Genomic DNA, 13,737 nt, shown 5'->3' with positions numbered 1-13,737 from the left:
GTCTGTACGTTCACTCGCTCGCGTGGCGGTGCGCGGCGGCGGGCTCGTCGCCGATCCACTGGTTGGGCCGCTCGCAGCACCGCGGCGGCGCAAGAGGCGTGTCGAGGGGGGGGACTCATTTTGGGCTCAAACTTGCATGAGCTCCGCGCGATGATCGGCGATGATCTCCACGATCCGGCGCTCCTCGGCATCGCCCCGCGCGCGTACCCGCAGGCTGACATCCCGGTCTATTGGGTTGCGCAACAGGGCGACGGCGCCCCGTCCCCGTGCTTCGAGTGGAATGGTGGTGGTCGACGCCGCGAGCTCGGTGGTCGTAAATCCCAAATTGGCCAACAGCCCGAAGGTTCGGGCCATGACATCGGGGTGACGGCCGAAGGTGAAGAACGGCGGCGAGCCTCGCTCGAGATCGAGGGCGACTTTGGTGACGAGGACCGCCCTGAGCAGGTCCGAAAATGTTGGAAAAGGGTGCTCCGCGCCGGAACCTCGTAGCAGGCGTTCCTCTTGGAGGCGGAAGACGAACGCGTCCGTGCCGTCCTGCGTCGGTCGTGCGAGGTCGAAGAAATCGTCGGGTTGACGGCCGTTGTAATCGTCCTCGCCAATGGCGAATTTCAGATACCTGGAAGGATCCGCCCGTTCGCGATCGGTCTCCCGAGCGTCTTCGAGAAGCGACGAGATCGAGGTGGTCCCCCGGGTCAACCTCCACGGGCCCATCGCTTCGCCCATGGTTGCGAGGAATTCGCGATAGACGGGAGGCAGAGCCTCCGAGCCGCCATGGCGCTCCGCGAGGAGCCGGATCTGATCAGCCGAGGCTGCCCGGAAATCCTTCGTGCTCCGTGGCTTCCATCGTTCCATGAATGCGAGCAGCCCTGTCATCGCCACGGGCGCGGCTGCCGGTATCTCGGACCAGTTCATCCGCAGCTCTTCCCCTCGAGGTCGCATCGGGCCATGTACAGCGTGTCCTGACACGCCCGGCACGAAGGAACGGTGAGCTCGCTCCTGCGCCGCATGTCGCGTCGCTCCGCGATAAACACAGCCGTTGCCTCCGTTGTCGGTGGCGTCCACGGTCCTCCGGCGGGAGCGAATTGTTCGGGACCCCGATAGATGACGCTGAAAGTCAGGGCCTTCTTGCCTCCGGTGAAGGGGAAGTAGATCTCGGTCATCGAGCGGGCGATATGGCCGCTCTTGCCGACCAGCTTGGCCCCCGCGCATTTACCGGGCATATTATTGTATCCCGGGACTCCTGTTTCGTATCGGTCCATCACGTCGCCCCACGCCGTGGCCACTGCGTCCGGACGCGAGTTCATCGCCTGGAAGTCCGCCACCGTCGCCGCTTCTGCCACGATCGTGCAGCCATGTTTCGCGGCGATGGCCTTGAAGCCATCCGGCACCTCGTCGCCGGAGACGGCCGCGAACTTTTTGCCCGTGAGGCAGACCATCACCCCGAACATGTAACCACCGGAGTCATCGCGGCGGTGGGAGGCGAGGGCGTCGCGGGACTGGGTCAGGCCGGCGATGTTGGCCTTTCGCGCTTCGATCGTGGCCGGCTTCATGTTCGGGTTCATCTTCAGCTGGCGCTCCAGCTCCGCCGTGGCCGACGCCACCGCCTCGTTGGCCTTCTTCCACCCGTCTTCGCGCGCCTTGAGGTCTCGCAGGATCTTCTGGGCGATGTCGAGGCTGCTCTCTTCGGCCGTCTCCTCTTTGATCGCGTGGCTCTCCGGGCTCTTCTTGCACAGGGGGCATTCGCGCTCGAAGTCGTCGCCGTAGGCGAAGCCGGTGCCGCCCTGTTCGATGAACGCGGTGTTGAAGCTGTTGCCGTTGTGTTGGGTGACGTCCATGAAGCGGACGACGCCCTTGCCCTCGACGAGCACGTCGGGGCTGCTGCTGCCCCAGGTCAGCTTGCCCTTGACCTTGTTCGACATGAGCCCGCCGCCGGCCGTCCCGGGTTCGTCGCCCGTGCTGGTGCGGAGGTTGGAGCTGGCGAGGGCGATCGGGTTGCCCTCGATCGCCGTCCGCTTGCTGCCCCCGGCGAGCTGGCTGTCCTGCGCTGCGTTGACGTAGGGCACGGGGACGGGACCACCTGGCGTCGGGGTCTTGCACACGTCCGGCGGCGCGGCGACTTCGGTCTGGCCGCTGCCCTTGTGCGTCACCTTGCGTGAATCCGCGAAAACGCTCACTTCGCTGGGAGTATTGCAGACCCGCGGAGGAGCAACAAGCGGCCGGCGAGCGAGGCCCCTGGCCTGATGCGTCGTCTCGGAGCATGAACGGCGAATCGCGGTTCGGTGCGGTCCGTGATTCACTCGTGCCGCGCGGCGCGCCTGACGACGCTGATGCTGGCGACGATCGAGATGATCGAGGGCGCAGCGGTGCTCGCATAGGACGCGACGCGCCGGGTGCTCGATATGGCGGGCGGGCAGCCTCGACGAGCTCGAGGTCGGGCCCTTGCTCGACGCGGCTGCGCTGGCGAGGCCAGCGGCCGACGGATTGTCGGCCGCGGCGACGGACCCGCGAGCGGGACGCGAGGTCAATCGCCGCCGAAGCAGCTGAGCTCGGGCGGGAAGGCGTACTTCTCGACGGTCACGTCGAAGGTGGCGTGGAGCGGCTCGTCGTGGGGCGGGTTGCCGCCGTGGGCGATGGCGCTGAGCTCACCGGTGTAGTGATTGTCGGCGCTGTCGGTGAGGGTGATGACGCCGTCCGAGCCGATGAGATCGACGATGTACGTGTAGCCGCCGCCGCCGACGGTGGAGAGCCACTCGACGGCGACGAGGCTGGCGATGTCGCCGGTGCTGTCGACGCCGAAGTCGATGCGCAGCGACTCGACGCCGCCGTCGACCTCGCGCACGGACTTGACGGTCAGCGTGCGACTGCCGTCCTCGGCGTCGGAGTAGATGCCGAAGCCGCTCATGTCGAGCGGGAAGCTCGCGGTGTTGCCGAGGAGCTCGAGCTCGATGGTGCCGTCGCCGAGGCCGGAGGTGTTGTCCGGATACTTGTAGGTGCCGCGGAGGGTGGCGAAGGTGCCGAGCTGGAAGAAGCTCTGGGCGATGGTGGTGTCGGTGAGGTCGCAGGCCTCGACGATCCAGAAGGCGTCTTCTTCCGGGACGTGACGGGCGAGGGAGATCCGGTGGTCGGTCGCGGGGCGCGGCAAGATCAGCTCGACCGGCTGGGCGAAGGCGACGTCGTCGGGGGTGAAGCGGAACACCGGCGAGGCGAACTCCTGCTCGAACGGCGGCGCGGTGGGCGGCTCGATGACCTCGATGCCGAACACCACGTCCTCGGCGACGGCGTCCGCGGGGACCCGCAAGGTGGCGCCGCACAGCGAGAGCTCGCCGCCGGCGGGGCCGAACGCTTCACTTACCGGCGGGCACTCCTGGCCGGCGGTGGTGGTGTCGACGCTGGTGGTAGCAGTGTCGGTGCCCGTCGGGGCGTCCGTGGTGCCGGTACCAGTGTCGGTGGTGTCGACGCCGCTCGTGGTGGTCGGCTCGTCGACGGTGGTCGCGGGGCTCGTCGAGGCGGTCGTGGTCCCGGCGTCGGTCGAGCTGCCGTCCGTGGTCGTGCCCGGGTCGGTGCAGGCGGCGAGGCTGAGGCAGAGGGACGCGACGAGGGCGAAGCGATGGGTAAGGGGCATGCTTCGCTTGTAGCCGAGGACCGGGCCGCGGGCTCGCCGCGACCGGCAAGAGCGGCGGACCGGTCGCGGTATTCGTGTCGTCGGGATCGCTGCGCGAGTCGCTCCGCGCCTCCGTGGCTGCCTGCGTGTGAGCGTTTAATGGCCCCTGCGCGGGCTTGGGCAGCAAGATGTCTAAAAGGACATGTCGGTGACAGATGTCCGCGACGGAGGTGACGGGGCGGGGTCGAGCGGCGATGTGAGGTCGCGGACGGCGAGGTGCTGGAGAAATCGAGCACGTCGAGGCGGCGCGGGATCGAGACGGAGCGGGCCTGAATTTTGCGGAGCTGGAAACAGGCTCGTCGTCGGGCTGGCGGGGCGCGACAGCGGGGACGGAGACGCAAGCACGTCGGGTCGGACGATGCAGGCAGTGCTGAGGCTCTCAGGGGTTACGTGGAGAGCATGTCCCTGGGGACATGTCATGGGAGCGTCAGCTCGTTGTCGCGTTCGGCGAATTGCTGCAGCGTCACCGGATCAGCGCGAGAGGAGGGCTCGCAGGTGGGCGCGGGAGGCTTCGAGGTCGTGCAGGTGGCCCTTCCAGGCGAAGCACTTGGGGGCGGCGAGGGTGAGGAGGACGCCGGCGAGCACGAGCGGGCGCAGGGCGGCGGGGCGGTGCGGCGCGGGGACCTCGAGGGCGCGCACCAGGGCGTAGAGCAGCGGGCCGCCGGCGAGGAAGGCGAACACGCGGGTGGTGTCCTCGGTGAAGAAGGTCGCGCCCAGGGCGAGCGCCTGGGTGACGACGAGGCCGAGGGCGGCCCGCGGGGCGAGGCGACGCAGGCCGAGCAGCAGCGCGGGCAACCACACGAGGTGGGCGAAGGCGAGGGTGTAGAGGAGCGGCCAGCCGGGGCCGGTCCAGTAACCGAGGAGGACGGGGAGCGGGTGCGCGGCCGCGGCGGCGAAGCGATCGTCGGCGATGTGGATGCCGCAGAGGTGGAGGGCGAGCTTGCAGGTGACGATGCCGGTGAGGAGGCCGGCGACGAGGGCGAGGGCGCGCGGCCGGAGGCGCGGCTCGGCGAAGGTCCACCACAGGACGAGGGCGCTGGTACACACGACGAGCCACATCCACAGGTGGTTCCACGCGCCGAGGGCGGCGATCGGGAAGATGAACGCGGGGCGGCGCGCGAACAGGAGGCCGAGGGTCAGGGCGTAGGTGAGGGCGTCCGGATGGCAGGTCCAGGCGTGGGCGATCATCGCGGCGGGGTGAGTGACCGCGACTGCGAGGACGAGGGCGAGGTCGGAGAGCGAGAGGCGGGGCGCAGTGACGAGGCGGACGAGGCCGAGCCAGAAGAAGCTCAGGACAAACACGCGAAAGGCGAGGAGGCTGCCGGCCAGGCCGAGCGCGTGGGCGAGGCCGACGTGCAGCAGCGATTCGCGGTAGTAGGGGGCGTGCGCGGCGGGGGCGAACGGGGCGGCGACGAGGCGATGATAGAAGCTGCCGCCGCTGCCGAGGCCGTAGAGGGCGAGGCCGGCGACGATCGCGGCGAGGATGAGACCGGCGCGCGCGAGCCGGTCGCGGGCAGAGGTCGCGGAGGCGTCGGCGGTCGACACGGGGAGCAGGAGGGTAGCAGGTCGGGGCGAGGTTGGAGGGTGGCTGTCTCTTGGGACAGGCAAAAAGATCGGCGGGATGTCGGAGGGTGTCCAGACGGACAGGTGGAGGATTGCGGCCTGTGAACACCCGGCACGCCCAGCGAGGGGCGCCCCTGGATGTCTCGAGGGACAGGTTCATTTTCTGCGGCGCGGGGGGAGGCGCTCCGGGGTGGCGGTCTCTAGCCAGGCTCGCAGCTCGGGCATGGTCTCGGGCAGGTCGTCGGGCCAGACCCGCAGGGTGCCCTCGAGGCCGAGGGTGACGATCGTGCGGCCGCCGGCGGCGAAGCCGGTGCCGCTGGTCGGTTGGGTGTGGCCGGCGAGCGTGCGGCCCTCGCCGTCGGCGAGGTCGATGAGGCGGACGGCCCCGTCGGCGCCGTGGGTGAGCAGGCGGCGGCCGTCGGCGGCGAGGGTGAAGCCGAGCAGCTTGCCGAGGGGGCCGGCGAGCGGGGCGAGCTGGGCACCTGTCTCGACGTTCAGGCGACGCAGGTGCGTCTCGCCGCCGCTGAGGAGGATAAGCTCGGCGCCGTCGGCCGAGAAGGCGAGCTGCTCGACGCCGTGGCCCCCCACGTCGAAGGCGCGGAAGCTGCCGTCCTGCACGCGCCACAGGCGGGCGGTGTGGTCGGCGCAGCCGCTGGCGAGCCGTGACGAATCGGCGGAGAAGGCGAGGGCGGTGACGCGCTCTTGATGGGGCTCGAGGTCGCGGCGCTGGCCGGTGGCGAGGTCGACGAGACGCAGCTCGCCGGCCTCGCTGCCGAGCGCGAGCCAGGCGCCGTCGGGCGCGACTGCGAGGCTGGTCGCGGGCGCGGCGAAGCGGGCGCGCTCGACGAGCGTGGCGGTGGGATCGATCTGCAAGGTGGTGCCGTCGACCAGCGCGACCACGACGGCGTTGCCGTCGACGAGCCACGCGAGCTCGAGCGCGGCCGCGGGCAGCTCGACGCGAGTCGGCGCGACTGCGTCGAAGCTGCCGAACAGGAGGGTCGCAGGTGGGGCTTGGCGGTCGGGGTGGCGACCGTCGGCGACTGTGACCCAGGCGCGCGCGAGGCCGGCGAAGCTGCGGCCGTCGGGGGCGGTGACGAGGTGGAGCTGCGGCGCGCGGGGGACGGCGTGCTCGGCGAGCAGGCGGCCGTCGAGGTCGCTGATTCGCAAGCGGCCGCGATCGTCGATCGAGGCGGCGCGACCGTCGACCGAGAGAGCGAGGCCGGTGGTCGGGGCGGCGTGATCGGTGACGATCCGGCCGGCCCGGCGCGGCTCGAACAGACGGACCTCGCCGACGCTCGAGACCGCGAGGATCGATCGGTCGTCGGCGAGCAGCTCGACCTCGGTGACGATGCCGTCGAAGCCGGCGTACACCTCGCTCTGGCCGGAGCGGAGGTTCCAGGTCCGCACTGTGCGATCGACGGCGCCGGAGATGAGGCGGCGATCGTCGCGCGAGAAGGCGAACATCTGGACCGGACCCTCGTGACCGACCAGTCGCCGCACGAGGGCGCCGGTGCGGAGGTCGTGGACGACGATGTCGGCGCCGACGGCGAAGGCGAACCGATCGCCGGCGGACGAGAAGACCGCCCGCCGCGAGTGCGAGCCGACGTCGAGCGGCCTTCGCGTCATCGTGGCGAGGTCCCACAGCGCGACCGACTCCGGGGTGAGGTGGACTGCGAAGTCGCCGTGGTGGTCGAGGATCCACCTGCCGGGCGCGCCACTGGTGCCGGGGAGCTGTCGTTTCGTGGTGCCGTCGACGTCGCGCACGTAGGCCTCGGCGGCCTGCGGCTGGACGATGAGGCGCTGGCCGTCGAGCGAGAGGTTCGACCAGCGCGGCGCTTCGTCGAGGGGCGACAGCAGCTCGACCGCGGCGGCGCCGGGCCGCAAGCGCCAGGCCGGGCCGCTCGTGGTGTGCCAGCCGAGGATCGCGCCGTCGGGGCGCATCACCAGCTGGCGGGTCGGCGAGGCGGCGAAGGTGGCCCGCAGGGCGCCGGTGTCGGCGTCCCACAGGCGCAGGGTGCTGTCCTTCGAGACAGTAGCGATGGTGGCGCCGTCGGGCGAGTGCTGGGCGTTCCAGATCTCGTCGCCGTGACCGGCGAGGACGCGCGCGCGGCCGCTGGCGATGTCCCACACGCGAGCGGTCTTGTCGTCGCTGGCGGTGACGAAGCGGGCGCCGTCGGGCGAGACGCCGAAGCGATTGATGTACTCGGTGTGGCCGTGGAAGGCGCGCGAGAGGCCGCGGGCCGCGGCGTCGGCGGCGATCCGGCGCACGCGGGCAGCGTCGGCGAATTCGGGGGAGAGGGTGCGCAACCAGGCGAGCGCCTGGTTGGGATCGCGGCGCAGCGCGTCCTGGGCCTGCAACAGGGTGATGCCGTCGGCGCGGGCTGTCGCCTGGGCGCGCGCGTCCTCGGCGGCGTGGCGGGCCGCCTCGGCCGCGCGCGAGGCGTCGACGGCCTCGCGCTGCTTGTCCTCGGCGAACCGGCGCGCGCGGTCGGTCTTGACGAAGGCGGCGAACACGACTGCGGCGACGAGCACGAGCGCGGCGGCGGCGATCGACAGCGCGGGGCGGTGGCGCTGCCAGTAGCGGCGCAGGAGCTGGCGCGCGGAGTAGGTGTGGGCGGCGACGATCCGGCCGGTCTGGAAGCGCTCGAGATCGGCGGCCATCTCGCCGGCGTTGCGGTAGCGAGCGGCGGGCTCGCGGGCCATGGCCTTGTGGACGATCGCGGCCAGCTCGTCGGACAGCTGCGGAGCGAGCTGCTCGAGCGGCCGCGGCGGACCCTCGAGGATCGACAGGAGCCGCAGCGCGTGCGGGGCGTCGCGGTAGGGCGGGACGGCCGCGAGCAGGTGGTAGAGCATCGCGCCGAGGGCGTAGACATCGGCGCGCTCGTCGACGGCGAGGCCTGCGGCCTGCTCGGGCGGCATGTACGAGGGGGTGCCCATGACTGCGCCGTCGATCGTGAGGCCGTCGCTGGGCGCCTGCGCGACGGTCTCGGTGGTCGGTTCGTCCTCGGCGAGGTCCTTGGCGAGGCCCCAGTCGATCACGACGGTCTCGCCGAACTCGCCGACGAGGACGTTGGCGGGCTTGAGGTCGCGGTGGATGATGCGCCGGCTGTGCGCGTAGGCGACGGCCTGGGCGGCAGTGAGGACGTGAGGCAGGAGGGCGAGCCGCTCGCTGAATGATTCGCAGTGGGCGATCAGATCGGCGAGCGTGCGGCCCGAGACCAGCTTCATGGCATAGAACGGCGCGCCCTCGGGCCACCGCGCGGCCTCGTAGATCGGCACGATGGCAGGGTGCTGCAGCCGCGCGGTGAGCAGCGCCTCGCGCACGAAGCGTCGCTCCTGCCGCTCGTTCCACACCAGCAGCTCCTTGATCGCCACCGGGCGATCGAGCCGGCGATCGCGGGCCCACAGGACGCGGCCGATGCCGCCCTGCGCGACCTCCTGGCCGACGACGTAGGCGTCGCGCGCGACCTGCGGGAGCGGCGGCGTGTGGCGTCCGGGCGAGGTCGGGCGCTCGTCAGAGCCAGGAGTCGGTGCGGCGAGGGTGTGCGCGTCGCCGAGCGGGTGAGGCTGGATGTCGGGGCCGGCCGCTGGCTCGTGCGTCCCGCGCTCGCTGCTGTGCGCCATGCCGTGCTTCGTCCCCCGCGTGGCCGAGGCGATGGTCGCACCTTCGTGCTGCGCTGGCCACCGCGGTTCAGCGAGCAGGCGGGGTCCTGTCATTGCCTGGTCCGCGGCCGCGGGCAGGCCGCGGCATCGCGTCATGGAATTACCACCAGTGGACGTTGACGAGGACCTCGGTGATTTCAGCGGCGTGGGCAGCGAGGTCCTGGCGCAGGCCGGCGAACTTGGGACCGAGGTGCTCGTAGTCGATGTCGCCGAGCCATTGACGGGCGCAAGGATTGGGCTGCTCGGCGAGCAACCCGGCGACCTCGTCGACGACGAGGCGCAGGTCGGCCAGCGGCCACGGCGCGGACCAGGCGTACCAGTCGTCCTCACGCTCGACGAGCTCGTCCACCAAGGCGATGAGGTCGATCCACGGCTGCGGCCGCTCGACGAGATCGTGGGCCAGCCAGGGGATGAGGGCGTGGTAGAGGTCCCGCACGCGCATCTCACAAAAATCGCTGGCGCGCGGGAGCTCGAAGTCGAGACAATAGCGGCCGCGCGGGAACGGATCGTCGCCGGCTTCGCCCCGGCGCAGACTGCTGCGATAGCGCGCGAGGGCGTCGGGCACCCGCGGGGCGCCGCGCTGGGCGTGGGCCCGCAGCTGGCTGGGGTCGATGCGGCGCTTCATGGTCGCAGCATGATGCCACGCAGGAGGGCCGTGGCAGATGATCATGGTGCGACGGACCGCATCTCGAGATCGAACACCAAGCGAGTTCGCGTTCGCCCTGGCGGGTCGAACCAGCCGGCTTGACCACCGGGCCGTCGCGGCGGCACCCTTCGAATCATGCTGGCGCGGCGCGGGAGTCGAGCGATCGTCGTGGACGGCCACGAGCTGCTCTGGTGGGTGCGTCGGCGCGGGCTGCGGAATTGTCAACACTGCGACGAATGCACTGTGACGCTGGCCCACGCGTCGCGCACCGGGGCGATCGTGCAGGCGCATGTCGAGGATGCGTGGCGCGCCGAGGTCGTGCCGATCGCGCCGTCGCGGATCGCCGCGCTCGCGCGTGATGCCCTGGCCCGCGGCTGGGTGCCGGGGGAAGGCGCCGGGGTGGTGGCGTTGGGCATGTTCTCGCCGTGACGAGGGGTGGCCGCGCGGCGGCCATGCTCGTGTGTAGGCGACGATGCGAGGGTCACGCGGCGCACAGCCGGGCGGCCGCGGGGCGGACCAGGCCGTCGAGGGCGCGGCGCCACACGGCTGCGCGCAGCGGGGCATCGATTACGCCGTGGCTGCGGAGCTCGGGGTCGCCTGGTCTTGAGGACATGTCCTCCGCGGCAGCTTCTGCGCTGGCCAGGGCGGCGGCGAAGCAGGCCTCGGCGCGGCCGCGGTCGGCCCCGGCCTCGCTCAGGGCCCATTGCACGAAGCGCCAGCCGAGCTCGGCGTGGCGTTGCTCGTCGGCGGCGATCCGCGCCAGCAGGCGGGCCAGCGCCGGGTCCTCGGCCTGGGCCGCGGCCTCGCGCAGCTCGAGCCCGGCGAGCGTCTCGGCGACGCAGGCCTCGGCGATCACCGCGGCGACGACTGCGTCGAGGTCGGCGGCGATGTGCGGGCGGCCGACCGGCAGCGGGCCGGGCCCGACACCTGTCCCTTCGTACAGGCTGGCCAGCGCGAAGGCGATCCGCGCGTGCTCGATCTCGTCGGCCATCGCCCGCTGGGCGTCGCTCACCAGCGTCGGCGGGGCGCCGACTGCGAGCAGTTGCAGGACGAACACCGCGAACGAGGCCACCGACGCGTGTTCTGCCAGGGCGATCGCGGTCCAGTGCGCGCGCAGACGGGCGCGCAGGACCGGCTCGCCGGCGGGGACGGCGACGAGGCCGCGCCAGTCGTCGCGCGCGGCCGCGGGCGCGGTCACGGGGGCCGCGTCGACGATGAAGGGGCGACCGCAATCGACGTTGTTGCAGATCCACCGGGCGTCCTCGATCACGCACAGGTTGCCGCCGCAGTCGGAGGGGCCGTCGCACTCGTCCTGCGGCGTGGTGCAGGCGGCGTGGACGAGGCCGTCGGAGCACGCGCCGCCCGCGACGCCGCACAGCTCGCCGGGACAGTCGGCGTCGGCGGTGCAGTCGGCGGCGATGCAGCGAGTGTAGGTGCCGAGGCCGTCGCCGGCGCAGCGGCAGATCTGTCCTTCGGGGCAGTCGGTGTCGGTGCGGCAGCCGTACTCGCACTCGCACGTCGGGCCGGAGCCGCCGGTCTCGGTGGCGAAAAGGCCGCCGAGGATGATGCTCTCGCGACATGTCCCGAAGGGCAGCTCGGTGCAATCGTCGTTGCTGAGGCACCCGCCCGGCGCGGCGTCGGCCGGGCAATTCGACGGGGTCGCGGGCACCAGGCACTCGAGCTTCTCGGCGCGGTGGACGATGCCGTCGTCGCAGCGCACGTAGCCCGAGGGCGCCGGCGGCTCGACGTCCGCCTGCAGCAACGGGGTGAGCTCGCCGGGGCACGCGGCGGGCTCGCCGGTGGTCGGCGCAGTCGTGCCGCTCGTGGGCGCGCCGGTGCTCGTGGTCGTGGTCGTGGCGGTCGAGGTGGCGGGCTCAGCGGTCGACTCGGTCTCGCCCTTGGTGGGCCCGCAGGCGGCGATCCAGCCGAGAGCGGCGAACAGCGGGGCGAGGTCGAGGCGGGTGCGCAGCGGGATCATCGACATCAGCACAGCGGGCGCCGCTACTCCCGTCAAGCCCGCGCGATGCGTCGGCATGCGGAGTGATAGCGAGCCGGGGCGAGCGCTGGCGGCCTTTCGCAGGATCGTCGGCGCGGCCCCCGGGCTGGCCGTCTCCCGGGCGCGGCGAGCAGCGGCGCGAGCGACGTTCGCGAACGCGCCGCGCGGACCTACGTGATGGTCCGTCGAATCCGGCGCTGGACGACGCGACGCTGAACTGCGACGGCCGGAGCATCGCGGCCGTCGCGGCGCTCGCGGAAGGGTTCAGGGCGTCGGGTCGTACTTGACCTTGTCGATGGCGAGGGTGACGCCGTGCAAAGTGCCGGTGTCGCCACCGCCGGCGTCGCCGATGCAGACGCGCCAGGTGCCCTTGGTGGTCAAGCCGAGGAAGTCGTCCAGGTCCATGCCGGGGCCGGCGCCGGGGTTGGGGTGGAACTCGCAGGCGATCGGCGGCTGCTCGTCGACGCACACGATGTCGTTGGTGCCGGGGATGGCGGCGCCGATCTGCTCGGCGTCGGTGGCCCCGCCGTTCTTGAACGTCAGCGGGTTCGACTGGCTGATGTTGGAGTTGTCGCCGCAGCAATCGCCCTGGCCGTCGACGCCCTCGACGAGGCCGGCGCGGCTGAGGATGGTGCTGATGGTGCCGTCGGGGCCCTGGATCTTGATCACGAGGTCGCCGACGAAGGTGTGGTCGGCGGCGACGGTGAGCGTGACCGCGGCGACGAAGTCGAGGCCGTCGTCGGGCACGACGAGGACTGCGCAGGCCATGCTGGCGAGCGAGCCGTCGTAGGTGTCGTCGGGGATCGAGGTGGCGAGGTTCAAGGCCTCGACCGTCTCGGTCTTGCTCGCGCCGGGGCACTGGTTCTTGAACTCGGGGGCGAGGATGTCCTCGCACATCGGCCCGAGAACGCCGAGGAGCGCGTCCTGGTCGGGCGCGGCGACGCCGGCGGTCTCCATGGCGGTGACGAGGTCGGTGACGAGGGCGCCGAAGTCGTTGATGTCGATGCCGACCATGTCGTTGGCGTCGACCAGGCCCTCGTGGGCGGCGGCCATGGTCTTGCATTCGTCGCCGACGCCGACGCCGGGGTCGATGCCGGGCGGGGCGTCGACCTCGAGGCCGTACCGGGTCGGGCCGTCGATGCCGCCGACCTGGCGCGTGAGACAGGTGTTGAGGCGCTCGAACTCGGCGGCGGCGAAGAAGCCGTTGATGGCGACGTCGAGGGCGACGTTGTCGACGAACGAGCCGGCCTGGCCGGGCGCGCCGACGAGGCTCTTGATCGCCGGCTTGCGACCGATCCGCTGGTAGACGGTGGCGTCGCTGGTGGCGTCCTCGACGATGTCGGGCGCGAGCTCGCCGAGGGCGCCGAGGATCGCGGTCTTGTCGTCGTCGCCGAGGTCGGGGTGGGCGCCCTGGTGAGTGTCGAGGGCGGTCGAGAAGTCGAGCGCGAAGTCCATGAAGTCGTCGGTCGAGATCCCGAGGCCGGCGTGCGCGGTCTTCATGTCGAGGCAGTCGTACGCGACGCCGGCACAGCCGGCGACCTGGCCGAGCTGCTTGATCAGACAGGCGCGCAGGTTGCCGCCGTCGACGTCGTTGTTGAGGAAGTAGCCGTTGACCCTGTCGTCGTTCAGCACGACCCCGAGCGCGCCGTCGACGAGCTCGCCGACGCCGACCTCGCCGCCGAGCCGATCGCACAGGGCTGCGGGATCGCCGGTGGTGGTGTCGGTGTCGACCGTGGTGGTGCCGGTCTCGGTGGTGGTGCCCGTCACCGGCTCGGTCGTCGGCCCCATGGTGGTCGACGTCGGCTCCACTGTGGTCGAGGAGGTCGGCGGGTCGCCGGTGGGCGCGGCCGTGGTCGCGTCGGTGGTGGAGCCGGTGCTGTCGGTGGTCTCGCTCGCGCCCTCGGTGGTCGCGCCGCCGTGGTCGCCGCAGGCAGGCATGAGGACGAGTCCGAGCAAGGCGAGGGTAGCGGGAGTAAGGGCGCGACGCATGGTCCCGCCATTTCAGCCCCATCCGCCGGCGATGAGAAGAGGCGTACGCGGCTGCACGCCACGGCCGCGTCCGCTGGAGACCCGCGGAGGTGCGCGCCGACGCGCGGACGGGATCTGTCCCCGCGGACATGTCCCTACATTGCGTCGCACCCGGGAGCCGGCGGCGAACGCGGTCCATGACGGGCGACGCGGGTCGGCGAGAGCGGCGAAGAATGAAGC

The 13,737-nt window shown here is 71.6% G+C and carries 9 protein-coding genes; 1 reads left to right on the top strand and 8 read right to left on the bottom strand.

Annotated features, from left to right (window positions below):
- Positions 1 to 126: 126 nt before the first annotated feature.
- The 6 genes from OV090_RS05535 to OV090_RS05510 all read right to left on the bottom strand — a co-directional run bounded on the left by OV090_RS05535 (position 127) and on the right by OV090_RS05510 (position 9,512).
- Positions 127 to 912, bottom strand: coding sequence for a hypothetical protein (locus tag OV090_RS05535; RefSeq protein ID WP_267702424.1), 786 nt, complete (start codon positions 910 to 912; stop codon positions 127 to 129).
- Positions 909 to 2,525 (bottom strand): DUF4150 domain-containing protein, encoded by a 1,617-nt coding sequence (locus OV090_RS05530; protein ID WP_267702423.1) that lies wholly within the window; start codon positions 2,523 to 2,525, stop codon positions 909 to 911. Before OV090_RS05530 ends, OV090_RS05535 begins: the two co-directional genes overlap by 4 nt.
- The gene (locus OV090_RS05525) at positions 2,522 to 3,622 is read right to left on the bottom strand and encodes a hypothetical protein (RefSeq protein ID WP_267702422.1); all 1,101 of its coding nucleotides are present in this window, start codon (positions 3,620 to 3,622) and stop codon (positions 2,522 to 2,524) included. The genes OV090_RS05530 and OV090_RS05525 overlap by 4 nt, the downstream gene beginning before the upstream one ends.
- A gap of 510 nt (positions 3,623 to 4,132) precedes the next feature.
- Positions 4,133 to 5,206 carry a hypothetical protein gene (locus OV090_RS05520; protein ID WP_267702421.1) on the bottom strand — a complete coding sequence of 358 codons (1,074 nt, stop codon included), beginning with the start codon at positions 5,204 to 5,206 and terminating at the stop codon, positions 4,133 to 4,135.
- Between the two features lie 174 nt (positions 5,207 to 5,380).
- Positions 5,381 to 8,848 (bottom strand): serine/threonine-protein kinase, encoded by a 3,468-nt coding sequence (locus OV090_RS05515; protein WP_267702420.1) that lies wholly within the window; start codon positions 8,846 to 8,848, stop codon positions 5,381 to 5,383.
- 139 nt (positions 8,849 to 8,987) lie between these two features.
- Positions 8,988 to 9,512, bottom strand: coding sequence for a hypothetical protein (locus OV090_RS05510; RefSeq protein ID WP_267702419.1), 525 nt, complete (start codon positions 9,510 to 9,512; stop codon positions 8,988 to 8,990).
- Positions 9,513 to 9,668: 156 nt separating this feature from the next.
- Here OV090_RS05510 and OV090_RS05505 point away from each other — a divergent pair, with 156 nt between their 5' ends.
- The gene (locus OV090_RS05505) at positions 9,669 to 9,962 is read left to right on the top strand and encodes a hypothetical protein (RefSeq protein WP_267702418.1); all 294 of its coding nucleotides are present in this window, start codon (positions 9,669 to 9,671) and stop codon (positions 9,960 to 9,962) included.
- A 52-nt stretch (positions 9,963 to 10,014) separates the two neighbouring features.
- On the opposite strand, the gene OV090_RS05500 is transcribed toward OV090_RS05505, so the two are convergent.
- On the bottom strand, positions 10,015 to 11,511 hold the full coding sequence (locus OV090_RS05500) for a ferritin-like domain-containing protein (RefSeq protein ID WP_267702417.1): 1,497 nt from the start codon (positions 11,509 to 11,511) through the stop codon (positions 10,015 to 10,017).
- 282 nt (positions 11,512 to 11,793) lie between these two features.
- Complete coding sequence (locus OV090_RS05495; RefSeq protein WP_267702416.1) at positions 11,794 to 13,467, bottom strand: hypothetical protein; 1,674 nt, start codon at positions 13,465 to 13,467, stop codon at positions 11,794 to 11,796.
- Between the last annotated feature and the right edge of the window lie 270 nt (positions 13,468 to 13,737).

The organism is Nannocystis sp. RBIL2, assembly GCF_026626745.1.
Classification (GTDB): Bacteria; Myxococcota_A; Polyangia; order Nannocystales; family Nannocystaceae; genus Nannocystis.
The sequence above is the reverse complement of the archived record's forward strand: the minus strand, read 5'-3'. Positions and strand labels throughout refer to the sequence as shown.

Excerpts from the sequence above, each read along its gene's own strand:
- OV090_RS05535 (WP_267702424.1), bottom strand. The coding sequence starts at position 912 with ATGAACTGGTCCGAGATACCGGCAGCCGCGCCCGTGGCGATGACAGGG.
- OV090_RS05525 (WP_267702422.1), bottom strand. The coding sequence starts at position 3,622 with ATGCCCCTTACCCATCGCTTCGCCCTCGTCGCGTCCCTCTGCCTCAGC.
- OV090_RS05515 (WP_267702420.1), bottom strand. The coding sequence starts at position 8,848 with ATGGCGCACAGCAGCGAGCGCGGGACGCACGAGCCAGCGGCCGGCCCC.
- OV090_RS05510 (WP_267702419.1), bottom strand. The coding sequence starts at position 9,512 with ATGAAGCGCCGCATCGACCCCAGCCAGCTGCGGGCCCACGCCCAGCGC.
- OV090_RS05505 (WP_267702418.1), top strand. The coding sequence starts at position 9,669 with ATGCTGGCGCGGCGCGGGAGTCGAGCGATCGTCGTGGACGGCCACGAG.
- OV090_RS05500 (WP_267702417.1), bottom strand. The coding sequence starts at position 11,511 with ATGATCCCGCTGCGCACCCGCCTCGACCTCGCCCCGCTGTTCGCCGCT.
- OV090_RS05495 (WP_267702416.1), bottom strand. The coding sequence starts at position 13,467 with ATGCCTGCCTGCGGCGACCACGGCGGCGCGACCACCGAGGGCGCGAGC.